This window comes from Acetobacterium bakii (genome assembly GCF_001263355.1).
In the GTDB taxonomy this organism is placed as follows: domain Bacteria; phylum Bacillota; class Clostridia; order Eubacteriales; family Eubacteriaceae; genus Acetobacterium; species Acetobacterium bakii.
The window spans coordinates 183,674-210,417 of the sequence record NZ_LGYO01000007.1 but is presented as its reverse complement, the minus strand read 5'-3'; the positions used below and the strand labels follow the sequence as shown (position 1 = coordinate 210,417).

Annotated in this window: 24 protein-coding genes and 1 riboswitch; of the genes, 21 read left to right on the top strand and 3 right to left on the bottom strand. The window is 42.7% G+C overall.

The window, feature by feature from the left end:
• The first annotated feature begins 6 nt into the window (after positions 1–6).
• Positions 7–138, top strand: a complete 132-nt coding sequence (locus AKG39_RS20415) for a type I restriction-modification system subunit M N-terminal domain-containing protein (protein ID WP_242852543.1) — start codon at positions 7–9, stop codon at positions 136–138.
• Positions 89–475, top strand: coding sequence for a type I restriction-modification system subunit M N-terminal domain-containing protein (locus tag AKG39_RS19265; protein ID WP_201780241.1), 387 nt, complete (start codon positions 89–91; stop codon positions 473–475). Before AKG39_RS20415 ends, AKG39_RS19265 begins: the two co-directional genes overlap by 50 nt.
• A gap of 340 nt (positions 476–815) precedes the next feature.
• On the opposite strand, the gene crcB is transcribed toward AKG39_RS19265, so the two are convergent.
• On the bottom strand, positions 816–1,175 hold the full coding sequence (gene crcB, locus AKG39_RS03235) for a fluoride efflux transporter CrcB (protein ID WP_050738917.1): 360 nt from the start codon (positions 1,173–1,175) through the stop codon (positions 816–818).
• A gap of 18 nt (positions 1,176–1,193) precedes the next feature.
• Entirely contained in the window at positions 1,194–1,625 is a 432-nt protein-coding gene (locus AKG39_RS03230; protein ID WP_050738916.1) for a fluoride efflux transporter FluC, read from the bottom strand.
• A gap of 109 nt (positions 1,626–1,734) precedes the next feature.
• A riboswitch (Fluoride riboswitch) is annotated at positions 1,735–1,794 on the bottom strand.
• A gap of 353 nt (positions 1,795–2,147) precedes the next feature.
• Between AKG39_RS03230 and AKG39_RS03225 the strand changes: the two genes are divergently transcribed.
• The 9 genes from AKG39_RS03225 to AKG39_RS03185 all read left to right on the top strand — a co-directional run bounded on the left by AKG39_RS03225 (position 2,148) and on the right by AKG39_RS03185 (position 13,416).
• Positions 2,148–3,350, top strand: a complete 1,203-nt coding sequence (locus tag AKG39_RS03225; RefSeq protein ID WP_050738915.1) for a cation diffusion facilitator family transporter — start codon at positions 2,148–2,150, stop codon at positions 3,348–3,350.
• Positions 3,351–3,754: 404 nt separating this feature from the next.
• Positions 3,755–4,216 carry a hypothetical protein gene (locus AKG39_RS03220; protein WP_050738914.1) on the top strand — a complete coding sequence of 154 codons (462 nt, stop codon included), beginning with the start codon at positions 3,755–3,757 and terminating at the stop codon, positions 4,214–4,216.
• An 887-nt stretch (positions 4,217–5,103) separates the two neighbouring features.
• Positions 5,104–5,559, top strand: a complete 456-nt coding sequence (locus tag AKG39_RS03215; RefSeq protein WP_050738913.1) for a redoxin domain-containing protein — start codon at positions 5,104–5,106, stop codon at positions 5,557–5,559.
• Between the two features lie 47 nt (positions 5,560–5,606).
• Positions 5,607–7,601 (top strand): FAD-dependent oxidoreductase, encoded by a 1,995-nt coding sequence (locus AKG39_RS03210; RefSeq protein WP_050738912.1) that lies wholly within the window; start codon positions 5,607–5,609, stop codon positions 7,599–7,601.
• A gap of 93 nt (positions 7,602–7,694) precedes the next feature.
• Positions 7,695–8,387: a response regulator transcription factor gene (locus AKG39_RS03205; protein ID WP_050738911.1), complete on the top strand. Its 693-nt coding sequence runs from the start codon at positions 7,695–7,697 to the stop codon at positions 8,385–8,387.
• The gene (locus AKG39_RS03200; protein WP_050738910.1) at positions 8,374–9,291 is read left to right on the top strand and encodes a sensor histidine kinase; all 918 of its coding nucleotides are present in this window, start codon (positions 8,374–8,376) and stop codon (positions 9,289–9,291) included. Before AKG39_RS03205 ends, AKG39_RS03200 begins: the two co-directional genes overlap by 14 nt.
• Positions 9,292–9,475: 184 nt before the next feature.
• Positions 9,476–10,153 carry an ABC transporter ATP-binding protein gene (locus AKG39_RS03195; protein ID WP_050738909.1) on the top strand — a complete coding sequence of 226 codons (678 nt, stop codon included), beginning with the start codon at positions 9,476–9,478 and terminating at the stop codon, positions 10,151–10,153.
• Positions 10,150–12,690, top strand: a complete 2,541-nt coding sequence (locus tag AKG39_RS03190; protein ID WP_050738908.1) for an ABC transporter permease — start codon at positions 10,150–10,152, stop codon at positions 12,688–12,690. The genes AKG39_RS03195 and AKG39_RS03190 overlap by 4 nt, the downstream gene beginning before the upstream one ends.
• Positions 12,691–12,771: 81 nt before the next feature.
• Positions 12,772–13,416 (top strand): BMC domain-containing protein, encoded by a 645-nt coding sequence (locus AKG39_RS03185; protein ID WP_050738907.1) that lies wholly within the window; start codon positions 12,772–12,774, stop codon positions 13,414–13,416.
• 130 nt (positions 13,417–13,546) lie between these two features.
• Here AKG39_RS03185 and AKG39_RS03180 read toward each other — a convergent pair whose 3' ends face one another.
• Positions 13,547–14,974 carry a sensor domain-containing diguanylate cyclase gene (locus AKG39_RS03180; RefSeq protein ID WP_050738906.1) on the bottom strand — a complete coding sequence of 476 codons (1,428 nt, stop codon included), beginning with the start codon at positions 14,972–14,974 and terminating at the stop codon, positions 13,547–13,549.
• 203 nt (positions 14,975–15,177) lie between these two features.
• On the opposite strand from AKG39_RS03180, the gene AKG39_RS03175 reads away from it, so the two are divergent.
• From AKG39_RS03175 to AKG39_RS03130, 10 genes are all read left to right on the top strand, one after another.
• Positions 15,178–15,711, top strand: coding sequence for a GNAT family N-acetyltransferase (locus tag AKG39_RS03175; RefSeq protein WP_083439394.1), 534 nt, complete (start codon positions 15,178–15,180; stop codon positions 15,709–15,711).
• Between the two features lie 306 nt (positions 15,712–16,017).
• Positions 16,018–17,184, top strand: coding sequence for an acyl-CoA dehydrogenase family protein (locus AKG39_RS03170; protein WP_050738905.1), 1,167 nt, complete (start codon positions 16,018–16,020; stop codon positions 17,182–17,184).
• A gap of 83 nt (positions 17,185–17,267) precedes the next feature.
• A complete protein-coding gene (locus AKG39_RS03165; RefSeq protein ID WP_050738904.1) occupies positions 17,268–18,491 on the top strand; it encodes a CaiB/BaiF CoA transferase family protein in 1,224 nt (407 codons plus the stop codon).
• A gap of 17 nt (positions 18,492–18,508) precedes the next feature.
• Positions 18,509–19,651 (top strand): acyl-CoA dehydrogenase family protein, encoded by a 1,143-nt coding sequence (locus AKG39_RS03160; RefSeq protein WP_050738903.1) that lies wholly within the window; start codon positions 18,509–18,511, stop codon positions 19,649–19,651.
• Positions 19,652–19,663: 12 nt separating this feature from the next.
• Positions 19,664–20,452, top strand: a complete 789-nt coding sequence (locus AKG39_RS03155) for an electron transfer flavoprotein subunit beta/FixA family protein (RefSeq protein ID WP_050738902.1) — start codon at positions 19,664–19,666, stop codon at positions 20,450–20,452.
• A gap of 17 nt (positions 20,453–20,469) precedes the next feature.
• A complete protein-coding gene (locus AKG39_RS03150) occupies positions 20,470–21,483 on the top strand; it encodes an electron transfer flavoprotein subunit alpha/FixB family protein (protein WP_050738901.1) in 1,014 nt (337 codons plus the stop codon).
• Between the two features lie 19 nt (positions 21,484–21,502).
• Complete coding sequence (locus AKG39_RS03145; protein WP_050738900.1) at positions 21,503–22,858, top strand: MFS transporter; 1,356 nt, start codon at positions 21,503–21,505, stop codon at positions 22,856–22,858.
• A 172-nt stretch (positions 22,859–23,030) separates the two neighbouring features.
• A complete protein-coding gene (gene fadK / locus AKG39_RS03140; RefSeq protein ID WP_050738899.1) occupies positions 23,031–24,716 on the top strand; it encodes a medium-chain fatty-acid--CoA ligase in 1,686 nt (561 codons plus the stop codon).
• A gap of 196 nt (positions 24,717–24,912) precedes the next feature.
• Positions 24,913–26,247: an MFS transporter gene (locus tag AKG39_RS03135; RefSeq protein ID WP_242852542.1), complete on the top strand. Its 1,335-nt coding sequence runs from the start codon at positions 24,913–24,915 to the stop codon at positions 26,245–26,247.
• On the top strand, positions 26,223–26,744 hold the full coding sequence (locus AKG39_RS03130; protein WP_050738897.1) for a hypothetical protein: 522 nt from the start codon (positions 26,223–26,225) through the stop codon (positions 26,742–26,744). Before AKG39_RS03135 ends, AKG39_RS03130 begins: the two co-directional genes overlap by 25 nt.

The window sequence follows — 26,744 nt, the reverse complement described above, 5'->3', positions numbered from 1 at the left end:
GACTAAATGAGCATCAGTGCTAATATTAACGAAAAAGCGAGTCTGATATGGGCAATTGCTGATAAACTGACCGGCGTCTATAAGCCCCATGAATACGGGGGAAGTGATTTTGCCACTCACGGTGATCCGTCGATTTGACTGTATCCTGGCAGCGACTAAAGCAGCAGTGCTCAAAAAGAATGAAAAAGTGGGAAAGCTGGCCACGAAAGATACCTTTCTTTCCCGAGAAGCCGGTTATTCCTTTTATAATACCAGTCCCTTTGATTTTGAAAAATTGTTGAATGATCCGGACGGGATCGAAGCCAATTTCAGATCATATCTCAATGGATTTTCGGAGAATGTTCGCAATATCATCGAAAAATTCAAATTTGATAATCACATTGCAACCCTGGCAGAAAAAAACTGTTGTATATTGTCATTCAGGAGTTTACCACGCCTAATGCCGATTTACATCCCGATAAAATATCCAACTTAGAATGGAGTACCAGAAAGCTTGAACGAGAGATCAATAGCTTATATTATGATGCGGCTGTTATGGAATGTGAAACTGATCCCAATGTGGTGAAAGAATTGAAAGCTTTTTAAACTATATTTAAAGCTTCTTAAACGCCTGTATTAAGGGGTTTAAGAAGCTTTTGGTTCAATCGGTTGATCAATGAATTGACAAGCATTTAAAAGAATTTTAAAGTGCTTGAATCGAAGTGGATAAGGATTGGTTTTCGTCAGCGTGGTTATTATGGAGCGTCAGGATGGTGGCTGATGTTGAGGATCTTTATATTTTTCAAAACCCGGAGAATCATTCCGGAATTCTGGATTTAATGGATTATTAAAATTGAAACAAAGTTGCCACAGGTAAAAGCAGCAAGACCAAATATAAGTGTTGCAACAATATAAATGAGGGCACTTAAAATTCGATTGTTTTGTAAAAGCACAAAATCCTCATACATAAAAGTTGAAAAGGTGGTATAAGCACCTAGAAATCCCTCGGCAAACAATCCATATAGCAGTTGTGAAATATCAGATCCAGTTACGAAACCTAAAAGGAATGCTCCAGATACATTAAGGATAAAAGTACCAATGGGGACATGGTGATATCGCGACGCAAATCTTTTTCCGAGAAAGAATCGTGTGGTGCTTCCCAATGCACCCCCTAGAACGACACATAAAGTTTCCATAATATAAGATTCCTAATTCTAGTTATAGCTAAACTGAGAAACAATCTTTTTTCCAAGCGGGTGAATAACACGATGACCGATTTGATGACCAAGGTAAACAGCGGCGACACCGAAAATAATAGACGCTGCAATATAATAGAAAAAAGTACTGATCAAGCCGGCATCAAGAATGCTCAGGCTTTCTTTGCAAAAGGTGGAAAACGTTGTAAAAGCCCCCACAAAGCCAGCAGTAACCCCTAATTTCAGATCATTATTGATACGATCGGTTTTGGAAAAAACGGCGTTTAAAATACCTAAGAGCAAACAACCGAATAAGTTGATAAGCAGTATATTAAAAGATAAACTTAATAATGAACTCGATGTTTCAAAAATAGCTGAAGATGCTTTTAATTCATACCGTAACAGAGCGCCAATAGCTCCTCCGGCCGCAATGAAATAATACTTTCGCATAAAGTCCTCCTACTCAAATGATAAAATTTAGTCGCGAAGTTTTTCAAACTGTTGTAAAAAAAGAAAATCTGCCTTTTGGGCAATAAAAAATCTGCAGAATAAAAAAACTAAGCCTGCAGGAGTCATTAGCTAAGTAGCAATTTGGGTGAACTCCATCACCATCGTTAATTTAATCTAAGGGTATCATATGGCAATGTGTGCGTCAATGAAACTATCGATGAAATCGTAATCAGAAAATATAATCGAAATCATCTTAAGGAGATTGATCCACTCAATCACTCACTTGATCAAGTGGTTGAGCATAGGCTAAAGTCGTAATTATCGAATCATGAGTCGATATAATCAGACGGAATAATTTAATACTGGTCGGGGGAGTTTTGGGCTGTCCTGGTATCATTCTCGAATTTCCAAACAGATTTATATCTCTTGATTTTTGCACAGCATTGAAATTCAGGGTATTATGGGTTACACTTATGATTAAATGTATTACCCATTTATTTTTATAGGAAAGCAGGTTCAACTTTGATAAATAGATTAATAAAAATATTCGTGAAAAATTACGAAAAGACAGCAAATCCCCAAGTTCGGGAGAGCTATGGTAAATTAGCGAGCATCTTTGGGATTGCGTCGAATTTAGTGCTTTTTTTGTCTAAAATAACGGTTGGTTTTCTTTCCAATAGTATCTCTATTACAGCAGATGCGGTTAATAACCTCTCGGATTTCGGGTCATCCATTGTGACTCTGGTAGGTTTTAAAATTGCCGGGAAGCCAGCAGATGCAGAGCACCCCTATGGTCACGAACGCATTGAGTATATTTCCGGATTAATTGTATCCTTCATTGTCCTTTTTTTAGGGCTGCAGTTGATCCTGAATTCCATCGATAAAATCATGCATCCGCAAATGCCGGAGTTCAGTATGATTTCGTTGTTCGTTCTCATTATGGCTATTTTAATCAAATGCTGGCAATACGTTTTTTATCAAAAAATTGGTAAAATTATTGACTCGGTTAGTCTTTTGGCAACTTCCATTGACAGCCGAAATGATATTCTGGCGACATCGGCGGTACTTATTGCCGCCATCATCACGTATTTAACCGGTTTTAATCTGGATGGGTATATGGGTGTCGTCGTGGCCCTGTTTATTATTATAAGCGGCATAAGATTGGTTATAGATACCGCTAATCCCATACTTGGAACTGCGCCCACAAAGGAAATGGTAGATACCATATATAAGAAAATACTGAGTTATGATAATATCATTGGTCTTCATGATCTGAATATTCATAGTTACGGTGCCACTAAATTTTTTGCATCGGTGCATTGCGAAGTACCGGCGGAGCAGAATATTATAGTAAGCCATGAAATCATCGACACGATTGAACGGGATTTTCTAAAGGATTTGGGAATTCATTTGGTTATTCATCTTGACCCGGTAGTCACCAATGATGGGAGAACCAATGATTTAAAAGATAATGTTGAGGGTTTGATTGAGAAAATTTCGCCGGATATCAGGATGCATGATTTTCGGGTGGTTTGGGGTAAAAACTACTCAAATCTGATCTTCGATATTGTGGTTCCGTTTGATATTAACTGGAGCGATGATGATCTGAAAAAGTCTATTTCGGAAGAGATATACAGGATTGATTATACCTACCACTCAGTTATTATTGTTGATCACTATTATTATATACCTGAAGAAGATGAGCTTATCGATTGTGATGAGTAGTATCAAAAAGAAACAAAGATGGTTATACTAAACCCACTTGAAGGCCCTTCGCGGTTAAGTTTTCAAGTGGGTTTTCAATTATAAATCAAATGGTTTACAATAAAATTAAAGCGATTGAATCCGAAAAAGCTTTTAAATAAGGGATCAAGCTGTTTGAAACGAAGAAGTTGATCAAGCTTTAACAAGAAGTTGACAACACGTTTAAAGGCAATGCTGTCATGTGAAGGCAGAGAAATATCGTTCGAATTATTGGGCGAATGCTTATGCAGGTCTTGATTAATTCAATTGAAATTATGAAAATCTGCAAATTATTGCTGACAGTCCATGCAGATTAAGTGTATAATACCAGTATCGAATTAAAAAAAAATAAATCCCGTGAATGGGAATAAGCAGAAGGGCATAGAATGGAAGACACTTACTTAAGTATAAAAGAGTTTTCAGGTCGTGCCGGGGTAAGCCCTCAAGCGGTTTATCAACGACTTGACAAGGACTTGAAAGAACATTTTAAATTAATTGAAGGAAAGAAAGCGCTTAGCATAAAAGCTTTGGATCTCTTTGTGATGCAATCAGCCGACCAACCAGTTGATCAATCATCAGGACAACCAGTTGATCAAACAATTGAGGATGACTTGGCAATCACTTTAAAGGAGACCTTAAATCTGTTAACCGGACAGCTTGCGGAAAAAGACAAGCAGATCGCCGAGCTCAATGAACGACTGAAAGAATCCAATGAATTGAATCGAAACAACCAGATTCTTATCGGTCGTCAGCAGGAACAGCCGAAACAAATTGAGGAAATTCAACAGGTACAAGAACCCGAAAAAAGAAGCTTATGGAGTCGACTTACCAAAAGATCAACGGATTGAGAAAAGCAATCAACCCCAAAAGCTTGGATAAAAAGAAGCGTTAAGAATAATTGAATAGGCAACAAAAGAATACCGCCATATTAATATGGCGGTATTCTTTTGTTGCGAAACTATACAAAATTCAAACGCTTCAATCAACTTACTCATTTACTTGATCAAGTTGATTGAAAGGTAGTTTAATGAGTTGTGAAACGTTTCTTGATTAAAGCCATCATCGTAAAGTTGATCAATCAATTGAATGTTAAATGATTGATCAACTACCGAAGTAGGAAATTATCATCAGCTTGACAACTGCTTTAAAGAATTGACAATGAAGTAATGCTGACAATATAAGGGTTTTCAACGCAGCAAAGACATTAAGCCAGAACGGCATTAATATAAATAAGACACCCAATATCAATGCGCCCTAAAGTTTAGTAAGGCTTTGCTCGATAACGTTGCGAAATAACAGCACATTCAAAATGGCTTTCCCGATTAATATTTCACAGATAGCCAGGAAAGCCAGCATTATCGGATAATGAGAGATGAATAATCCAGAGGATGACTATATTAGGGTTATGCGAAAAGTCCGTTTTCAAAAGCATTTAAGGCGGGATCAATAGCGACCACTCAAATTGATAAAGGCGCCAGAAACCAGGAGCGACTGAGTTTGGTAAGTGCTTTCATATTTTTGTAAAAATGATTTAATAATCGCCGGGAGAATACCGCTATGATTATAATGCAATTAATTAGTTTGCAGATTGATTTGAGTTTTTTTCAGCTGGCAGGCAATAATTTAAGATTAAGCTTAGATATCAAGGGGTATTATAGATTATATAAACAGGAGATTGCAAAGCGCATCACAGTATTGCAATGCCCCAAGCGATAAAAAAGAAGGAGGAATCACAATGAAAGACCTCATTAAAGTAGGCGAAATGGCTCCGGATTTCAAATTAAAAGATCAAAGTGGAGCAGAAATATCACTCAGCAGTTTTAGCGGAAAAAAAGTTCTTTTATCATGGCATCCATTGGCATGGACGGCGGTATGTATGGATCAGATGCGATCATTGGAAAGAAATTTTAAAAGCTTTGAAGAAAAGAATACGGTGGTATTGGGTTTTAGTATTGACTCGCAGCCCAGCAAATCGGTATGGGCCAGGGTATTGTGTTTGGATGGTGTTAGAATACTCGCTGATTTTCATCCCTTAGGCGAAGTTACCAAAAATTATGGCTTATTCAGTGAAGAACGCGGGTCATCAGATCGGGCAAATGTGCTCATCGGTGCGGATGGCATTGTCATTTGGGTGAAAAAATATGATATCCATGCCCTTCCGGATGTGGAGGAAGTACTGGCGCAATTATAATATTCAGCGATTAAGATAAATACCTGAAATGCGGAAGGAGAAGATTAATGGAGAACAAGTATGCAAAACTGTTTCAGCCCACAAACATCGGCACGCTTCAGATTAAAAATAAAATGTCCATGGCTCCCATGGGACCCATCGGCTTTGCCGATGATAATGGTGCATTTAACCAGAAGGGCCAGAATTACTATGTGGAAAGAGCGAAAGGTGGAACCGGTCTGATTATTACGGGAATTTGCAGTGTTGATTTGGATGCTGAAGACATGGCCAAACCCGTTATTCCCTGTCCAACCATTAATCCCCTTGCCTTCATTTATGCGGGAACCCAGATGAACGAGCGGATTCATGCCTACGGCGCAAAGGTCATTATGCAATTAACGGCAGGTTTGGGAAGAAGTGCGATGCCGGGATTTGTTAAAAAGTATATCGCCCCATCCGACCAGGAAAATAGATGGGATCCATCAATTATTCACCGTGAAATGACGGTTGACGAAATCCAAAATGTCATTAAAAAATTTGCAATGTCGGCTTCTGTTGCCAAAGCTTCCGGATTTGACGGGGTGGAAATTCATGCGGTTCATGAAGGCTATCTTCTGGATCAGTTTGCCATTTCATTTTTCAATAAACGGACAGACGCCTTTGGTGGTAGTTTAGAAAACCGCTTGAGATTTTCAACCGAGATTGTAAAGGCTATTAAAGGTGTCTGCGGCGCGGATTATCCGGTTACCCTGCGTTACAGTCTTAAAAGCTTTATGAAAGGCCTGCGGCAGGGTGCTTTGCCGGGAGAAACCTTTGACGAGGTCGGAAAAGATGTTGATGAAGGCATCGCAGCGGCGAAGCTATTGGTGGCCGCCGGATACGATGCCCTGAACGTGGACGCTGGCACCTATGATTCCTGGTATTGGAACCATCCGCCCATGTATTTTAAAGACGGCGGCATGTATCGGGAGTTTGGCCGAATTCTAAAAAAACATGTCAATGTGCCGATCATTCTGGCGGGCCGAATGGATGACCCGGACATGGCCTGCGAAGCCATTGGGGACTCCTGTGATATTGTCAGCTATGGCCGCCCCCTGCTCACGGATCCCTATTATCCGGAAAAAGTCAGACAGGGACGACTGGATGAGATTCGCCCCTGTTTGTCCTGTCATGAAGGCTGCCTTGGTAGAATATCTCATGGGCCGCTGTGCTGTGCGGTGAATCCCGAAGTGGGACGGGAAAAAATATATGGCATCGAGCCGGCCAGTAAAAAGAAAACGGTTCTGGTTATCGGCGGAGGCTTGGCCGGAATGGAAGTGGCCCGGGTTTGCGCCCTCCGCGGACATATGGTGACGCTCTGTGAAAAGTCCCATAAACTAGGCGGTAACTTAATCCCCGGAAGTATTCCGGATTTTAAAAGCAATGATAAAAAGCTTTTGGCATGGTATGAAAGACAGCTTGAACTGCTGTTGGTCATGGTCAAAAAAGATACAACTATGGATAAAAGAAAGATTGCCATTCAGGGGGATGACATTGTGGTGGTGGCAACCGGTTCCCAGCCAATTCTTGGCAAATTCGGCCATGCCCGGGGAGTGATCACCGCCAGTGAAGCCTTACTGGGGACGAAACCCATCGGTGATACAGTTCTGATCATCGGCGGCGGATTGGTCGGCTGTGAAACCGGACTGTGGCTGGCCCAACAGGGAAAAAATGTGACCATTGTTGAGATGTCGCCGGACATCGCCGGGGGCCCCCATGGCATGCCCTTTATGAATTATGATATGTTGAAAGATGAACTGGCCTACCATCAGGTTAAAGTTTATAAAAGCACCAAGGCTCTCAGCGTTGAAAAAGAAAGTATCATCCTAAAAACCCCGGATGGTGAGGTGAAAATGTTAGCGGATACCGTTATTATCGCCATTGGCTATAAAGCTGAGGACAGCCTGTATAATCAGATTAAACTTGACAGTAAGGTTCCGGTTTACAATGTGGGGGATTCCCGACATGTCAATAACATCATGTATGCCATTTGGGATGCCTATGAAATAGCCAGAGAGCTTTAAAAATGTTGCTAAAGAACCGCCGTTTTTTTAAATGAATTGGAAATAGAAATTTAGTTTGGTCAGTGGTATAATCTTTAGCAATAGAGGTGGACGATGGATAAGATTTTAATTGTTGAAGATAATATGGCGTTGAGTAATGGGATTGTGTTGGCCCTCAAAGATGATAAATATAGTTTCTTTCAGGCAGACACGATTGCCGGGGCAAAAGGACAAATGGAGAACCAGGCATTTGATTTGGTGATTTTGGATATAAATTTACCGGATGGCAACGGCCTTGCGTTATTGGCCGAGCTGCGTAAAGATTCCCTTGTGCCCGTGATCGTATTAACGGCAAATGATATGGAAACGGATATTGTCACCGGTTTGGAGTTGGGGGCGGATGACTACATCACGAAACCCTTCAGCTTAATGGTGCTCAGAGCCAGGGTCAGCACCCAATTGCGCAAAAAAAAGACGGGAACACCACCCATCATTCAGATTGACGGGTTTGAATTTGCCTTTGACCGGATGGCCTTTGCAAAAAATGGGATCCCCATTGAACTCAGCAAAACAGAGCAAAAGCTGCTCAAAGTATTGATCGAAAACAAAGGCAATATTGTTTCCCGGGCTGATTTGGTGGATCGGATTTGGACCGACGGTGCTGAATATGTGGACGAAAACGCCTTATCGGTAACGGTTAAACGGCTCCGGGATAAACTGGAGGAGAGACCTTCGGCACCCCGGTATATAAAGACCGTCTATGGGATTGGCTACACCTGGGTGATGAGGTCATATGAATGCATTTGATATGATTTGTATGACCGGCGCACTACTGGCACTGCTTGTGGCGGTCAGCAGTGTTGTTGGGGCCCGGAATCAAAGCAAACGACTTATGGACAGTCTGAATAAAATGCTTGATAGCGCAATTGATGGCAGCTTTTCTGAGAAAATCTACGATGAATCGACGCTATCGGCGCTTGAAGCAAAAATGAGCCGGTATCTGTCCGGATGTTCGGTATCCTCAAAAAATCTGACCTCCGAAAAGGAAGAAATTAAGACCCTTATTTCCGATATTTCGCATCAGACCAAAACTCCGATTGCCAATATTTTGCTGTATTCTCAGCTTCTTTCCGAATATGAGCTAACCGCGGAGGGCAAGATTTGCGTCAACGCTTTGTCCCAACAGGCAGAAAAGCTGAGCTTTTTGATCGGAGCCCTGGTGAAAACATCACGGCTTGAAACCGGGATCATCACTGTTTCTCCTCAGAATGCAGCGGTGCAGACGCTGCTGGATTCAGTGGCTGCGGAAGTCAAACCCCGGGCGGACCAGAAAAACATCGCCGTCATCATCAACGAGACATCCGATCATGCTCATTTTGATATGAAGTGGACAATCGAAGCCCTTTATAATCTGGTCGACAATGCGGTTAAATATTCACCGAATGGCACCGCCATTATCATCAAAACCAGGCCCTATGAACTGTTTTATCGCATTGATGTCATCGATGAGGGGATCGGCATTGATGAAGCGGAACAGAGCCAGATATTCACCCGCTTTTACCGCTCCCAGGCAGTAATGGCCCAGGAAGGGGCGGGCATCGGGCTTTTCCTGGCCCGGGAGATTATCGGGCGGCAGCAGGGCTATATCAAGGTTGCTTCATCCCGGGGTAACGGTGCGACGTTTTCGGTTTTTTTGCCCATGGCGAAATAGAATCTGTCAAAACTGTTAGATTCTGGAAAGAACGTCGATAGATTGTTATGGTAGACTGTACAAATGAAGAAATTCTGTACAGTCTTTTTTTATTGACGCAAGAAACTCAGTAAGTTGACATCCCTTTGTTTGGCAACAGGCTGAATTTCGGATACCCATATTCTTATCATTTGGAGGGAAAGCAATGACAATTTTGGAAACAAACGATTTAAAGAAATATTATGGAACCGGTGATACCACGGTGAAAGCTCTGGATGGGATAAACCTCACCATAGAGAATGGTGAGTTCGTGGCTATTGTCGGAACCTCCGGCAGCGGGAAATCCACCTTTCTCCATATGTTGGGCGGGCTGGACAGGCCCTCTAGCGGTACCGTTATCGTCGATGGCAAACCAATTTTTTCACTTAAAGATGAGGAGCTGACCATTTTCCGGAGACGAAAAATCGGTTTTGTTTTTCAGAACTACAATCTGGTGCCGGTTCTGAATGTTTATGAAAACATTGTCTTGCCCATTCAGCTGGATGGAAATGAACCGGATACCGCCTATGTGGATCAGATCATCAACACCTTGGGACTTCACAGCAAACTGGAAAACCTGCCGAATAACCTGTCCGGAGGACAGCAGCAGCGGGTGGCCATTGCCCGAGCATTATCCGCAAAACCAGCCATTATTCTGGCCGATGAACCAACCGGCAATCTCGACAGTAAAACTAGTCTGGATGTGATGGGGCTTTTAAAAGTAACCAGTCAGCAGTTTAAGCAGACTATAGTAATGATTACCCATAATGAGGAAATTGCCCAGTTGGCAGATCGCATCATCCGGATTGAAGACGGAAAAATAACGGTTGGAGCGCGAAAATGATTAAGGTAAACAGCAAAAAGGTTATTGCCAAGCTCTCCTGGCGGAGTCTGAAAGCCAATCGCTCACGAAACATCATTGCAGTTTGTGCCATCGCTCTGACGGCCATTCTGTTCACCACGCTTTTTACCCTGGGCATCGGCACGGTGAAAAGTCTTCAGGAAGCCACCATGCGCCAGGCCGGCGGCGACGGGCATGCGGTATTGAAGTACATCAGCGACGACGATTTTAATAAGGTGAAAGATCATCCGCTGATTAAAGAGATTTCCTACAACCGGATGCTCTGTGATGGTTTGGAGAATCCGGAATTCCTTAAACGTCATGCGGAGCTATGGTATCTGGATGATGTCGGATTGCGTTTAGGTTTCTGCGAGCCCACAAGCGGACATAAACCGGCGGCAGAAAATGAGATCATTACCGATACAAAAACCCTGTCCCTGCTTGGTGTGCCCCAGGAAGTCGGGGCGCCCATCACCCTAACCCTGAACATTCGGGGTGCGAACGTCCAACGGGATTTTGTGCTGGCTGGCTGGTGGGAAAGCGATCCAACCTTCAATGTGGGACAGATTCTCACATCCCGGGCCTATGTCGATGCGCATATGGCAGAATTGCAAAACAACTACAGCGAGGATCACTCTCTGACCGGAGCGATCAACCCCGTTATTATGTTCAAAAACAGTCTCGATTTGGAAAGCAAACTAAATACCGTTCTTGTTGACAGCGGCTATTCGCTTGATGAGACGGCCCCCAATTATCTGGACCATAACGTTAACTGGGCCTATCTTTCCACGAATTTTGGCATCGATGCGGGAACGATGATTGCGCTGGTGTCAGCCTTGGCCCTGATTGTTTTCACCGGCTATCTGATTATCTATAATATTTTTCAAATATCGGTTATCCGGGACATGCGTTTTTACGGTTTGCTGAAAACCATTGGGACCACCGGCCGGCAAATCCGGGGTCTGATTCGCAGGCAGGCAATCTTCCTTTCGGTGCTTGGCATACCAATTGGATTACTGGCCGGATTTTTCATCGGGAAAGCCCTGGTACCCTTAGTTATCAAACAGTCCAGTTATTCCGAAAGTTCGGTGTCGGTGGCGCCAAATCCCTGGATTTTCATTGGATCAACGGTGTTCGTGGTCGCGACGGTGCTAATCAGCACCCGTAAACCCGGGAAAATGGCGGCGGATGTTTCTCCGGTGGAAGCGGTCCGCTATACGGATGGGAACGTAAAATCCGGAAATAAAATCCGAAAATCGAAAGCTGGCGGGAAACCAATAAAAATGGCGCTGGCTAATTTGGGACGAAATAAAAAGCGCACCGTGCTGGTAATCGTCAGTTTATCCCTCAGTCTGGTGCTCTTAAATACAGTGTTTACCCTTTCCCAAAGCATCGATATGGATAAATATCTGTCCAAATTTGTGGATACGGATTTTTTAATTGCCCACGCAGATTACTTCCAAAACGACTTTTTCGGGAAGGCGAATGAAACCACGGCAAGCTTTGTCAGTGCAGTGGAAAGCCAACCCGGTTTTGAAAAAGGCGGCGGTTTATACGGCGGCCGAGAAGAGCCGTTTACCGTCACCGATGAAAACAATCCCAGTCCCGGGATAAACAGTAACGAATACGGGGATTTTATTGCCGCGGTGTATGGTCTTGATGGCTTGCCTCTGGAACGGCTGGAATTAATTGACGGCGCGCTTGATTACGACAAACTGGCGACCGGAAACTATATTTTAGAGGGGGTGAAACTGGATGATAACGGAAATCCGGAAATGGACAGCATTCATTATCAGACCGGGCAAACGATGACGCTCCACAACGAGAAGGGAACCGGCGAGAGCCTCGACGAGCGGGCATACACTGCCCGGGAATTTACGGTGCTGGGTCATGTGGCAATCAAAACCTATTCAAATTCCGACCGGATTGCCTGGGGCTACACCTTTTACCTGCCGGCCGATGTGTACACCCAACTGGTGGCCCAGCCTGCGATGATGAGCTATGCCTTTAATGTCGAGGACCGTTATGAAGCCGCGATGGGCAACTATTTGGGAAATTACACTGAAAATGTGGAGCCGGTAATGAATTATACCTCAAAACTGGTTTCGGCCACTGAATTTGAAGGCATGCGCAGTACGGTGATCATGATCGGCGGAGCGCTCAGTGTTATCATTGGGTTAATCGGCATTCTCAATTTCATCAATGCCATGCTGACGAGCATCATCACCCGGCGTCAGGAATTTGCGATGCTGGAAAGCATCGGGATGACAAGGCCACAACTCCGCAGGATGCTGGGTTGTGAAGGTCTTTATTATGCTCTGGGTACCGCGGTGTTTTCGCTGCTCTTTGGCGTGATTTTTTCACTCTTAATTGTCCAATGGTTTTGCGGACAGTTATGGTTTTTCAGCTATCACTTTATTATCTGGCCCTTGGTGTTGGTATTGCCGCTGCTTATTGTATTGGGTGTGATTATTCCGCTGGTGTTGTTTACCGTGACGGATAAGCAAAGCATCGTCGAAAGGCTGCGGGAGGCCGAGTAGGATAAATAAAGATAAAGAGTTATTTTCCTAAACTTGGGTATTAATAAACTAATGAAAAATAATTAATACCAGGAGGAAAAAATGACCGGTGATTTAATTAAAGCGAAGATTGTTTCAGCAAAACTGTTAACCGCCGTGGAAGATATTATGAAAGAAAAATTCGGGCTTCCGGAAAAACATTCCGATATTGGAATTTTTACCACCGAAACCGATGAAGCCGGCTATGTGGCCATTGATGAGGCGACCAAAGGGGCCAATATATGTGCAGCCTATGCAAGGTCAAGCTATGGTGGGGTAGGCTGCGAAAACGGGGGTCAAATGCTTGGGGTTATTTCTGGGACTTCCATTGACGATGTGGAAGCCGGGCTTAGTTACATCGTTGATTTTGTGAGCAATAAGTCAGGCTTATACAGTGCCAATGATGATGGCAGCATTACCTATTTTACGCAGACCATTGCCAGTATCGGAAGTTATTTTGCCACAAGACTGAATCTTCCCGAAGGGTCATCCATCGCCTATGTATCCGCACCGCCACTAGAGGGGATTGTCGGCGTTGATGAGGCACTGAGAACCACCGAGGTGAAGGTTGTTGAATTTTGGGACACGCCAACGAGCGCAAACCGAAGCGGGGCGATTCTCACCGGTACCTCATCAGACTGCGATGCGGCCTGTCGTGCTTTTGCCAAGGCCGTAATCGATTGTGTTAAAGCACAAGTTGAGTTGTAAAGCATAAACTTTTGGGGTTAGCAATCCCAGGGAAATAAAAATAAGCGGCATGAATAATAAGAAAAGAGGCAGTTGCATTTATTTGCGATTGCCTCTTTTCTGCCTGAAAAAGTCCTTAAACAAGTTATGGTTATGCCAGCGAAACTTGATTTTTACCGCAACTCTTTGAGTGATACAATGCCCCGTCCGCCCGTTTGATGATCGTATCCTCGGTATCGATGTCACGTGCCTCGGTCACCCCCACGCTGACAGTGATATTGAATTCGGAAAGCATCGGATCGTTCATGATTTGAAGTCGTAATGCTTCAAGGGTTGCAACCGCTTTAACACCGTCCAGATAGAGGATGCCGCTAAACTCGTCACCGCCCCAGCGGGTGATCAGATGGTCCTTCAGTGCGGATTTGCAAAGCGTCATTACATGCTTTAAAACCTGATCGCCCTGTAAGTGACCATGGGTATCGTTAATTATTTTAAAGTGATCCAGATCCATCAGAAATACCGACCAGGTTAAGTCGTTGCCTTCGTTTTGTAAAAGGGTCGTTTTTAATTTCTGATCGAAGTCCTTTCGATTGGATAAAATACCCAAGGTATCAAGCAGAGCTAAATTTTGCATTTCGCTATCGTGACTTTTAAGGATTTTCTGAACAATAAAAAGCACCGAAGCCAGAACTAAAATAATAATGAATAGATCATAATACATTTGTTTATTAAAGGATTGGGCTAAGATGGCGGTGTCCTTACGCACAATCAGGTACCAGTCAAGTTCTTCAATATAATGACTGATAATGTATTGCTGATTATTTGAGTCATTGGGAGCAAAGACGTTGATGGTATTCGTTTTATCATAAAGCGAGGGGCCTATTTTTGAATACAGTTCCTGATCATTTAAATTTCGTGTTTCGATGAAATCAGCATTGGTATGAGCTTGAACAAGGCCGTTCTCATCTACCAGAAAGGCTTCCAGCTCATAAGCCTCTTCAAAATTCTCCAGAAGATTTTGGACATAGGTCATCTCAATGCCCACACCCGCAACCCCCAGTAAGTTGCTCTGATCATCTAAGATTTTACTGTTCACAAAGATGGTCAGAAGCTGGTGATCGACTTCGTCCTGATCCACATCCAAAGCATAGAGATTATCCTGGCTGATGAAATCATAGTACCACTGATCGTGACTATCTTGCTTCGAAATAGTTTTAAAAAGACCGTTATAATGATAATAGTCGTGGGATGCTTCGGAGATTAAAAAAACGGAATGATAGTTATACTTATTCCGAATCCCATTAAGATAATTGATAATATCCTGCTGTTCCATGGTGTTCTCCTGCTGTAACCATTGCTTGACAAAGGTATCATTAGCCATGGTTAGGCTGACAAATATGGGTTTTGTGAGTTCGTTATTGATTTCAGAATAAATATTCGTTGATGTGAGTTTGGAAATATTCAAAATATCATCTTTGATGATTGTGCTGTAAAGGAAAAAACTAAAGCAAACAATGGCAGCAATGCCAATGAGTATAATCAGTGAAATCAGTAATCCCACTTTATTTCTTTGTTTCATGCAATGCCTCCCGGATTATAATTTTATAGCAATGAAGTTTTAATTCCAAGCCTGTATTCAACGAAAAAATGATCTTCAATGAGGAGGCGTTCAGAAAACATCTTATATATTGTAACCTTTTCAGGGCAAACCGGCTATGTTTTTTTTCTCCAATTTCTACTTTTATGTTATTCTGTTTATAGTGAAAGAAACAGGAGTGAAATATGAAATTAGAATTAAATAAGCTGGACGAAAAAGATTACGACAGAATACATGACCTTATGAAAGCTTCGTTTCAGGAAGAAGAAATACGAACCTACGAAAGCGGATTAAAACAGCTGGAATATACCAATTATCGGATTTTAACGGTTAGAAACAAAGACGCCGACATCATTGGTTTCATTGCCGACTGGGAATTGGAATCATTTATATTTTTAGAACATTTTGCTGTCGACACCAAGTATCGGGGCGCAGGGATCGGTTCGGCAATGCTGGCAACCTATTTGAATCAAGCCACCAATACCGTTATACTGGAGGTCGAAGACTATGACACGGAAATTGAAAAAAGGCGGATTGGCTTTTATCAAAGAATGGGTTTCCATCTTTCTGAATTTGGGTATCTCCAGCCGATTCTAAGAGGGGACACCTGCAAAGAAATACCGCTTCGAATCATGAGCTTTTCGGATAAACTTACAGAACAGGATTTTAATACCTTTAAAAACGAGGTTTTCAGTAAGATCTATAAGGTTTCCAATTAATTTACCGAAACAATTAAAAGTTTGGCATGCATAGTTAAAAACGATAAGTGATAGAGGGCTAAATAGCCATCACTTATCGTTTTTAATTTTGGGATAAATCAGAAAAAGAAACGCTTGTCGGTTAATTGTAAAAAAAAGTAAAATATCTTAACATACAAATATAGTCAATACAAGAGACAAACCGATACATAGATGTAAACGATGAATAACCCCAGAAACAGTGGATATTAGCTATTGGATCTTTTTTCATACTAAAGTTATAATAACCACAGAAAGATTGTTAAATAAAACACGAAGGGAAAAAAAATGGCAAAATTAAATGAACAAGAATTTCAAGCATATCTGAAACAGATTAGAACTTTGGCTGAAGGTCCTTTTGAAGCAATTCAAAAAGAAGTAGAGGTAACCAATAAGTTTCCTCAAGAATTCTTCGACTTATCAATTGAAAATGATCTATACAGATTCAGTCTGCCCGAAGAATACGGCGGTTGGGGAATGGATGAACTGCAGATCCTGAAAGTACAGGAAGAATTCAGTCGTGGTCCTGGGGGAATGCGGATGCATCTTCATTATGCAGCGGACATGAACTGGCGAATCCTTGATGATTTCGGGAGTAAAGAATTAAAAGATCAATACATGCATAAGTTTGCTGATAAAAGTGTGTTCACTTGTTTCGCGCTTACCGAAGAAACCGGCGGTTCAGGAGCGGATTTACATACGGTAGCGGTAAAAGATGGTAATGACTATGTTTTAAATGGCGAAAAATATTTGATTTCTCATACTGACTGTTGTGAATTCGCCTATGTTTTTGCGGTTACCGATCCGAATGCTGACAAAGATAAACGCTTATCGGCTTTCTTTGTTCCGATTAACACACCCGGTTATGAAATCGTACCGATGCCCCATATGATGGGCTGTCGCGGTGCCGGACATGCCGGGTTAAAATTCACCGATATGAAACTTGATAAGAAATATTTATTGGGTGAAGAGGGTGATGGACTTAAGATTGCAGTACACTCTCTATCTGTATCCCGAGCACATATTGCGGTAAGTAATCTGGGGATGTCCCAGAGAATGCTTGAAATGACCATTGCCAGAGCAAAAGACCGGGTTACATTTGGCAAACCATTAGTTGCCAGACAAGCAATTCAACAAACCATTGCTGATATGGGAACGGAGATTTATGCCCTGCGAATGATGGTTTACGATTTTGCAAAAGATTTTGAAGAAGGTAAAGACATTGAAATGAAAGCGGCTATGTGTAAGCTTCACAGTATTAATACCGTAAAATTAGTTTCTGATTATATGTTGGAAATCTTTGCCGGGGTGGGTTACTTTGAAGATTGTGTCTACGGACCGGTTGAACGATTATACCGGGATTGTCGGGCAATGTGGTTAGAAGAAGGACCACGAACAGTACAGCGTTTAACAGCGTCCAGAAAATTGATTGCAAGCGGCGGCGTGATTGGCTAAGCCATTAAAATAAATTTTCAAACAATAGCCTTTCGAAATCTTTCGAAGGGCTATTGTTGAAATGGGGAAGAATAGGAGGGGCAATGGAACTTTTAAAAGGTATTAAAGTAGTTGATTTGACAACTTATTTAGCTGCGCCAACCGCGGTTAGAGTGATGGGCGAATGGGGTGCAACGTCAATAAAAATTGAAGCGCCCAAGGGCGATCCGGCCAGAGCACAGGGGTCAGTTTTTAATATGCCTTATGAAGATAGCGAAAATTTAGCCTTTGATGTGGCCAATATGGATAAACGATTTGTTACCCTTAATCTCAAAACCAAAGGGGGCCTCGAGGTTGCCTATAAATTGTTAGGGGAAGCGGATGTCTTTGTTACCAATACCCGAACAAAATCGCTGGTTAAGCTGGGGCTGGACTATGAGACGTTAAAAGAAAAGTTTCCCAAACTCATCTTTGCCCAGGTATTAGGCTACGGCGAAAAAGGACCGGAAAAAGATACCGCCGGATTTGATGCAACCTGCTATATGGCAAGAGGCGGCGTATTGGCGACAACCGTCGATAAAGGCGGCACACCCATGAATCCCAGTAACGGTTACGGTGATTTTCAGGTGTCCATGTGTTTAGTATCGGGTATTTGTGCCGCACTTTATAATCGGGAAAAAACCCAAAAAGGCGATAAGGTAACCGTCAGTCTTCACCATACTGCTGTCTTTATGCAAAGCGTAGCGATGGTATCGGCCCAGTATGGCAATCAGTATCCGAAAAGCCGAAAAGAAATACCAAATCCATTTAATAATTGCTATCGCACCAAAGATGAAAAATGGGTGGTTATGTGTTGTCCCGAATATGACCGAGATTTCAATAAGATTATGACACTGATGGGCCGTGAGGATATGGTAGGTAATACAAAATTGAATCAATGTGCGGTAGTGAATGCCAATCAACGCAATCGTGAGGTGGTAGACATTCTCGATGATGCGATTGCTAATCTTAACCGGGCCGAATTCATGAAGATCATGAAGGAAAATGACCTGGCCTGTGAAGCCGGATACGAACCGCTGGATATTTATAAGGATGAACAGGTTTGGGAAAATAATATTTTAACCAAAGTTAATTATTCGTCGGGGGAAAGAATGTTGCCCACGAATCCGGTTTTATTTAACTCTATGCCAGAACCACAATTGGAAACCTGCAAACCCCAGGGGGCGCATACCGAAGAAATCATGAAGGAGCTGGGCTATGATGCTGTCCAGATCAAAGAATATATGAGCGAAGGAGCCATTGTGGGCTTATCGTTGCTTAAAAAGTAAAAGGAGGGATGAAATAAATGAGCTTATTATACACCAATGAACAAAAGGAACTCATTGCACTTGTAAAGGAAATGGCAGAAACTGAAATTATGCCATTTGTACAGGAGCTGGACGAAAAAGGTGAATGCCCAAGAGAATTGTTTAAATGGGCATTTGATATGGGTCTTCATATGCTGGAGATTCCAGAAGAATATGGCGGCACCGGTTTAAGTTATGAAACCACCGCCATGATTTTTGAAGAATTGGCAAAAGTCGATGCCGGTTATGCGATTAGTCTGGTAACGACCTTTGTTGCGTTAAGAAATGTAATCCTTTCCGGGACTCCGGAACAGGGAAAATACTTTGCGGATATTATCGCCAAAGGTAATTTTGCAGCCTTTGCTCTGACCGAACCCAGTGCCGGGTCTGATCCGGCATCAATGCGGGGAACTGCGGTAAAAGATGGGGATGACTACATTTTAAATGCGGCGAAAACATATATCACCAACGGAGAGCTGTGTTCAGTGATCGTTGGCTTCTTCAAAACCGATCCAGCGGCCAAACACCGAGGCATTTCGGCTTTTATCATTGACCGGGAGACCCCGGGGATTATTATCGGAAAGCATGAAAATAAAATGGGCCTGCGCTTATCCAATACCACCGATGTGACCTTTGAAAATGTCAGAGTACCGGCATCCAACATGGTGGGACCGGAGGGCTCCGGTTTTAAACTGGCACTCAATGCCCTTAACCTCTCCAGGGCTTTTGTGGCAACCCTGGCTGTGGGGATCATGCAAAGAGCCTTGGATGAATCGGTGAAATATGCAAAAGAACGAAAACAATTTGGAAAACCGATTATTAAGTTCCAGATGGTTCAGCAGATGCTGGCGGATATGGCAATTAAAATCGAAGCATCCCGAGTGCTTGTGAATAATACCATGCGCATGATGGACAGTGGCAGCCTGGTCCGAAAAGAAGGATCAATTACCAAAACCTTTGTATCCGACTGTGCTCAGGAAGTAACCTCCAACGCGGTTCAAATTTTTGGCGGTTATGGATACAGCAAAGAATATCCGGTTGAAAAACTCATGAGAGATGCCAAGATATTCCAGATTTTTGAAGGATCCAATCAAATTCAAAGAATGACCATTGCAAGCGAATTAGAAAACGAATACAAGTAAGGAGGCGAGGAAATGAACATTGTTGTTTGTGTAAAACAGGTTCCGGATACAACTGAAATTAAAATTGATCCCGTGAAAAACACCCTGATTCGTCAAGGCGTCCCAAGTATTATGAACCCATTTGATAAAAATGCCCTGGAAGAGGCACTTCAATTAAAAGAAGAATATGGCGGTACCGTCACGGTTATTTCCATGGGTCCGCAACAGGCCAAGGCAACATTAAGACAAGCCCTGTCAATGGGCGCAGACAAAGCCCATTTGGTGACGGACCGCGCGTTTGGCGGATCGGATACCTATGCGACAAGCTATATTTTAGCCAAGGTCATTGAAAAGCTGGGACCATTTGATGTAATTCTCGGTGGCAAACAGGCTATCGACGGAGATACCGGACAGACTGCCCCGAGTATTGCAGAACACCTGGGTATTGCCCGACTGACCCATATACGGAGTATTAAAATTGACGGCAATAAATGTATTGTAGAACGGGAAATCGAAGAAGGTATTGAAATTGTCGAAGCGAAGCTTCCCATTCTCTGTACCGCAACCAAAGAAACCAACAAACCAAGATACGCAACGATTAAAGGCAAAATTGATTCGTTAAAAGCAGAAATTGACGACATCACCTTAGCGGATTTACCAAACATGGATACGACAAAGATTGGCTTAAAAGGATCACCAACCCGGGTTAAATCAACCTTTACGCCAAAACGTCAATCCTGCTGTGAAATTTTCGAGATCGTCGATCCCCGGGAGACCGCAAAGGTGCTGTTTGGTAAGCTGGCAGAAGCGAAATTACTTTAATAAGGAGGTTTAAAAGCATGGAGTTAAAAGAGTATCAGGATGTATGGGTATTTGTCCAGTGTTTTCAGGGACAGCCCAGAGACGTTGGTTTTGAACTGCTGGGACAAGGCCGATTATTAGCCGATGGATTACAGCAGAAATTATGTGCAGTTGTTATTGGTAAAGATGTGGATGAAGGAATCAAAGGGGCAACGGAATACGGTGCCGATATAATCTATGTGGTTCAGGGGGCTGAATATGAAAATTATTCATCCGACGCCTATGGGCACGCATTTTTGGAATTGTGCGAAAAGTACCATCCCAATACCATTCTCATTGGGGCAACAGCCAACGGCAGAGACCTGGGATCAAAGCTGGCCATTTGTCTGCATACCGGGCTTACCGCCGATTGTACTGCCCTTAGCGTAGAAGCAGATACTGGCAATGTGGTTTGGGAAAGACCCGCCTTTGGCGGAAACCTTTACGCTCGTATTCTTTGCAGTGAAACCCGTCCGCAAATGGGCACAGTAAGACCGGGAGCCTTTAAAAAGCTTGAAAAATGCAAAAATAACCAAGCCGTGATTATTCGGGAAAACATCAGAACCGCTGAGGCAGATATTTTAACAAAAGTTGTTGGTTTTATTAAAGCCCATGATGAGTCCGGCGTGAAGCTTGAGGAAGCAGAGTATATTGTATCCGGCGGTCGGGGCATGAAGGGTCCGGAAAATTTTGAAATGCTTCAGGAATTAGCCGACTTATTAGGCGGGACCGTTGGCGCTTCGAGAGCCTCGGTGGATGCCGGTTGGGTACCCCAAACCAAGCAGGTTGGTCAAACCGGAAAAACCGTTACCCCAAAAGTATATATTGCCTGTGGCATTTCCGGCGCGGTTCAACACTTGGCCGGAATGCATGAAGCAGATACCATTATTGCAATCAACAAAGATGCCTCGGCGCCTATTTTTGAAGTGGCAGATTATGGTATAGTGGGGGATGCACTGGAAATGATACCGGCAATGATCAAGGAAATAAGAGCAGTAAAAAATCTGGATTAGAACAGGAAAGGAAATTCCGATGAGTAATGGAAAAAAAGTAAATGTGCAATTGGCAGACACTAATGGAGTGGCAGCGGTACCATTAGCAGCAGGTGAAAAAAAATCAAATGTAAGATGGGCAGTTGCTGTGGTACTCGCCCTTTCCTTCATGGCGATGTTCATGGGCAGAACAGTTTTCTCGGTATCCGGAAAAGCGATTATGGAACAGTACGGCTGGACGTCAGCTCAATTTGGTTATGCTTCCACCGCATTTTTTATTGGCTATATGATTACAATGGTTCCCTCGGGATCGATTGCAGATAAATATGGTGCAACCAAGGTTTTGATCATCAGTTTATTGCTGTCAGGTATTTTTACGTTCTTTACCCCGATTATCGGAGTCACCATGTTCCTGATGATCCTGGTACGTATTTTAGAAGGTGCTTCCCAGGGTTGCATTGTTCCAGGAGCGATGTCAAATTTAGGTAAGTGGTTTCCCAAAAGGGAATTCGGGGTTGCTTCGGCATTGGTACAAGCTGGTTGTCCGCTGGGTTCGGCCCTTAATATGTATATCGCAGCAGCCATGCTGCCACTGATTGGTTGGCAGAATCTCTTTTATATTTACGCAATCATTTTCCCCATCTGGTGTATTATCTGGGTGACTGTCGGGAAATCCTCGCCGAAAGAACACAAACGGGTTAATCAGAAAGAAATTGAGTGGATTCAGCAACGGCCTGAAGGGCTGGAAAATACGAAACCTGTGATTCTGGCTAAAAAAGATATCTTTAGAACACCGGCGGTTTGGTTAATGTGTTTATCATATGGCTGTGCGGTATATATGTACTTCTTTGCAACAACCTGGCTGCCCAATTATTTTACCATTGGACGTGGTATGAGCATCAGTGCCGGTGCAACGCCTTTTATTGTGGGATTCTTTGCATATTTTGTTGGTGGCTTTATTGCAGATGGTGCTTCAAAAAAACTCGGAGACAAAATCGGCCGAAAATTAGTACAGGTCGTTGGCATGATCGGCGCCGCTGTTTTGATTTTTATTGGAGCAAATGCAACAGATCCAACCCTTGTTGTTGCGGCGGTATCCTTATCCTATGGATTTCTTTGTTTGACAATGGGTGGTTATTTCTCGGTACCTTCAGCGATCTGTCCGGCTAACGTAGGTGTTTACACAGGATTGGCAGGTATCATTGGAGCGATTGCCGGTGTCCTTGCCCCAACTGTTACCGGATTGGTGGTTGATGCGGGTTTGAATGCCGGCGCCAGCAATGCCGTTGCCTATGGTTATGCGCTCTGGGTTTGTGCGGCGGTTTGTATTCTTGGTTCCATTCTGGCCTTGCTGGCAAAAATTGAAGTGGTTAAGCCAAAAAGGATTAAGAACTAAATAAATCGTACCGCAAGATTAAAAAATTAGGAAAAAAGACTGAAGGCCGGGTGTCGTTGCGATTTTTCAAAGAGTGAATTGATCGGACAATTGTTAATCACATTGCATTGAGATTGCCGGCCTTTGTTTAGGATAGACAAGACTCTTTCAAACACAAGGGGATGAGAAAGGAATGAAAATAAACAAGCATCAAAAAGATATCTATGAAGAATTGAATTACTGGGGAAAAGAAACCCTTTTGGATTACTGGAATCGTACAGTAGAACGAAACAGGAAACGGGAATTTGTTGTGGATGATCTGGGAAATCGTTTGACCTATCAGGATGTGGATGCGAAGGCAAACATCATCGGAGCCTATTTACAAAAGGTTGAAACTGCTCCGGGAGATGTGGTTTCTTTCCAAATACCGGTGTGGTACGAGTTTATTTTGATTACCATCGCTTGTTTGAAAGTTGGTGCGGTGATCAATCCCATTGGGATGTGTTATTCATATAATGAGTTGGAGTACCTTTTGAATCTAACCCAAAGTAAGGTATTCTTTTGCCCAACCTATTATCGCAAAACCGATTATGAAAAGGTGATTCAGAGGGGGATAAAGAAGCTGGGCAGTCTTAAAAGTGTGGTTCTGCTGGATAATCTGCAAAAAAAAGTCGGCGGAACGATAACCTTACGCGAAATATTGAATGATGATTTATATCTTTTGAACGAAAATAAGGACATAAATAAAATCGATAGCAATGATCTTGCGGCAATTCTCTACACCTCCGGGACGACAGGAGGCGTGAAAGGGGTTATGCTGACCCATAACAATATTATTTTCAGCGAAAAGTATTTTACCCGAGAGCTGGGTCTGACGAATGAGGATACTATGTTTATGCCGGCACCATTGAATCACGCGACGGGCTTTCATCATGGGATCATCGCACCAATGATGATCGGTGGGAAGGTGGTTTTACAAAGTAGGTTTGAAAGCCAAAAGGCTATTGCATTGATAAACCAGGAAAAATGCACCTATTCCATGGGTTCAACACCTTTTATTTATGACATTTTAAAAAATCTGAAAAACGGGAATGAGCAACTGAACACCCTAAAATTTTATCTCTGTGGGGGCGCTGCTATTCCCGGGGATATGGTCGCATGTGCCTATCAATCCGGAATTAAATTATGTGAAGTTTACGGATCAACGGAAAGTGTTCCCCATGTATTTGTCAGACCGGAAGAAACATTTGAATTAATGGGGAGTGTAGCAGGAAGACCGCTTAAGGGTGTTGAAGTAAAAATCGTGGATGACAATCGCGAGGAAGTACCATTAGGCACCATTGGTGAAGAAGCATCCAGAGGGCCAAATGTCTTTGTGGGTTATTTGAACGATAAAGCAGCGACCAATATGGCCTTGGATGACGATGGTTGGTTTTATAGCGGAGACTTATGTGTGGCAGATGAAAAAGGAAATATCAAGGTTATCGGAAGAAAAAAAGATATTATTGTCAGAGGCGGAGAAAACCTCAACACCAATCATATCAGCGATTTTATATCAAAACATCCTGATGTTCTGGATCAGGCAGTGATCGGGATGCCGGATGAACGTTTAGGTGAACGAATTTGCGCCTATGCGGTACTCAAAAAAGGAAAGGGGTTTCTGGATTTAGAAAATCTTCTGAACGACCTGGATAAGAGAAAGGTACCGAAACGCTACTGGCCGGAACGCCTGGAAATTATCGATACGATTCCAAGAACAGATAGTGGAAAAGTGAAGAAAAACAGGTTGCAGGAGGATTTAAAAAACCGGATGTTAAATTTTGAGGAATTTTATTGCAAAAATAAAAATTTGGTTAGTGAAGATCCAGAGAAGCAGTAAAATCTATGGTTATTTTTGGGGATGCCTTGTTAAATCATTGCAGTAATTGCAAAGCAGTAGGCAGAGCTATGTAAACGACTAACTAAAAAAGTTTATGGAAATAAAAGTAATAATAAAGCAGCATAATAAATAATATCAAAAATCCAGAGAGGAAAATGTGTAATTTTATTTTCTGCAGTTCATTACACAAGGAATGATGATGAATTTAAAAATTGGCAATAAACGATGGCATACTGTTTTTCTGTTGACCGCTTGCTATATTATTCTGTATATGGACAGATCCTGTATGTCCATGGCAGGCCCCAGCATGATAAAACACTATGGTTGGACAGCAACGCAGTTTGGTTTAGTTTCAACAGCATTTTTTATTGGTTATGCCTGTACCCAGATCCCCGGCGGATGGTTAGCCGACCGATTTGGCGGTGGCAAGATTGTCATGTTTGGGGCAATCTGGTGGTCAGTCTTTGTTTTTATAACACCATTTGGAGCAACATTAGGGGCGATGTTATTAATCCGCATTTTAATGGGCTGGGGTGAAGGCGTTTCGTTGCCCGCCATGGGTTCAATCATTGCGCAATGGATGCCAAAAAAGGAATCCGGGTTGGCCTGGGGAGTAAGTATCATGGGTGTTTCTATTGGGATCGCTCTGGCAATGCCTCTTTCCGCATGGATTATTAATAATTGGGGTTGGCAGATGGTCTTTCATTCATTTGCATTTCTTGCGCCTGTTTGGGTCTTTGTTTGGTGGAAGTTTGGGAAGGATAAGCCGGAAGATCATCCTAAAATTACCAAAGCAGAAATAGATTATATAAAATCAGATCAAGTGGTTATGGTAGATAGTTCCGGAGCAGTGGTTAATTTAACGTCAAAAGATATATTTTCCACACCATCCGTTTGGACTGGGGCGATCTCATTCTTTTGTACGAACTATTTATTCTACTTATTTATGACCTGGCTGCCCACGTATTTTGTCAATGGCAGAGGATTCTCAATGGGTACAAGTGCGATCTATTCAATGATGCCGTATATTGTGGCAACAGTCACATATCCTTTAGGCGGATGGCTGGCCGATCAGGCTGCTAAAAAATTCGGGCATAATATGGGCAGAAAGCTAATCCCGCTCATTGGCATGTTAGGGGCGGGCATTTTATTGGTATTGGGATCCCAAGCTACCAATTCTGTTTCTGCAGTAGCCCTTATATCTGCATCAAACGGCGTATTATGCCTGACGATGGGCGGATATTATTCCATGCCACTGATTTTTTCTCCAAAGAATGCGGGGAAGATTACCGGACTTTATGCAACCTGCGCAACAATTGGCGGGATAACAGCGCCGCTGATCACAGGAATAATTGTTGACGCCTATGGTTATAATTATGCGTTATATGTAGGTGCGGGAATGTCTATTCTGGGAGCAATTATCCTGTTGACGAGTCAAGTTCGGCCGATCATACCAATAGCAGAAAGAATTTGGAATAAACGGGTTCAGGGTTTGGAGGAACAGGATTGCAAAAACAAAAATTTGGTGTAAAAAGATCTCGGGAAACAACAAAACCCAAGGTAGATTGTCCCGAGGTTATATTTTATTATTGCAGCTGCTGTGGAAGTGTCTTTCAAGGAACCAGTGTAAGAAATGAAAGTATTCCGATATGCTGCGATGGTGCGATGGATATACTGGAAGCCAAAGAATGTTTGGATTTTTCAGCAAAGATTTTAATTAATTACCGGATTATTGGCGGCTATAACGAAAATGCCATCGAAGTTTTCTGGCAAATAAAGGAAGCGTCAGCTGCTCCACAATGGATTTATCTTAAAACCTTTACAGGGGGACAGCTGAAGTATGTGAAAAACAGCGAAAAATCATCCTTTATATTTGCATTAGCAGATGAAGATGCTTATGTATATTGCAATGAAGATCCCTGTTTGGAATGCACCTTTCGTTGCAAACGGGGATTTGAAATATATGTGTATCTGAATAAAGCCGGGCTGATTAAACTGCCGATGGACCGGATGCAGGCAAACTGGTAG

Excerpts from the sequence above, each read along its gene's own strand:
- AKG39_RS20415 (WP_242852543.1), top strand. The coding sequence starts at position 7 with ATGAGCATCAGTGCTAATATTAACGAAAAAGCGAGTCTGATATGGGCA.
- AKG39_RS19265 (WP_201780241.1), top strand. The coding sequence starts at position 89 with ATGAATACGGGGGAAGTGATTTTGCCACTCACGGTGATCCGTCGATTT.
- crcB (WP_050738917.1), bottom strand. The coding sequence starts at position 1,175 with ATGGAAACTTTATGTGTCGTTCTAGGGGGTGCATTGGGAAGCACCACA.
- AKG39_RS03230 (WP_050738916.1), bottom strand. The coding sequence starts at position 1,625 with ATGCGAAAGTATTATTTCATTGCGGCCGGAGGAGCTATTGGCGCTCTG.
- AKG39_RS03220 (WP_050738914.1), top strand. The coding sequence starts at position 3,755 with ATGGAAGACACTTACTTAAGTATAAAAGAGTTTTCAGGTCGTGCCGGG.
- AKG39_RS03215 (WP_050738913.1), top strand. The coding sequence starts at position 5,104 with ATGAAAGACCTCATTAAAGTAGGCGAAATGGCTCCGGATTTCAAATTA.
- AKG39_RS03210 (WP_050738912.1), top strand. The coding sequence starts at position 5,607 with ATGGAGAACAAGTATGCAAAACTGTTTCAGCCCACAAACATCGGCACG.
- AKG39_RS03205 (WP_050738911.1), top strand. The coding sequence starts at position 7,695 with ATGGATAAGATTTTAATTGTTGAAGATAATATGGCGTTGAGTAATGGG.
- AKG39_RS03200 (WP_050738910.1), top strand. The coding sequence starts at position 8,374 with ATGAATGCATTTGATATGATTTGTATGACCGGCGCACTACTGGCACTG.
- AKG39_RS03195 (WP_050738909.1), top strand. The coding sequence starts at position 9,476 with ATGACAATTTTGGAAACAAACGATTTAAAGAAATATTATGGAACCGGT.
- AKG39_RS03190 (WP_050738908.1), top strand. The coding sequence starts at position 10,150 with ATGATTAAGGTAAACAGCAAAAAGGTTATTGCCAAGCTCTCCTGGCGG.
- AKG39_RS03185 (WP_050738907.1), top strand. The coding sequence starts at position 12,772 with ATGACCGGTGATTTAATTAAAGCGAAGATTGTTTCAGCAAAACTGTTA.
- AKG39_RS03180 (WP_050738906.1), bottom strand. The coding sequence starts at position 14,974 with ATGAAACAAAGAAATAAAGTGGGATTACTGATTTCACTGATTATACTC.
- AKG39_RS03175 (WP_083439394.1), top strand. The coding sequence starts at position 15,178 with ATGAAATTAGAATTAAATAAGCTGGACGAAAAAGATTACGACAGAATA.
- AKG39_RS03170 (WP_050738905.1), top strand. The coding sequence starts at position 16,018 with ATGGCAAAATTAAATGAACAAGAATTTCAAGCATATCTGAAACAGATT.
- AKG39_RS03165 (WP_050738904.1), top strand. The coding sequence starts at position 17,268 with ATGGAACTTTTAAAAGGTATTAAAGTAGTTGATTTGACAACTTATTTA.
- AKG39_RS03160 (WP_050738903.1), top strand. The coding sequence starts at position 18,509 with ATGAGCTTATTATACACCAATGAACAAAAGGAACTCATTGCACTTGTA.
- AKG39_RS03155 (WP_050738902.1), top strand. The coding sequence starts at position 19,664 with ATGAACATTGTTGTTTGTGTAAAACAGGTTCCGGATACAACTGAAATT.
- AKG39_RS03150 (WP_050738901.1), top strand. The coding sequence starts at position 20,470 with ATGGAGTTAAAAGAGTATCAGGATGTATGGGTATTTGTCCAGTGTTTT.
- AKG39_RS03145 (WP_050738900.1), top strand. The coding sequence starts at position 21,503 with ATGAGTAATGGAAAAAAAGTAAATGTGCAATTGGCAGACACTAATGGA.
- fadK (WP_050738899.1), top strand. The coding sequence starts at position 23,031 with ATGAAAATAAACAAGCATCAAAAAGATATCTATGAAGAATTGAATTAC.
- AKG39_RS03135 (WP_242852542.1), top strand. The coding sequence starts at position 24,913 with ATGATGAATTTAAAAATTGGCAATAAACGATGGCATACTGTTTTTCTG.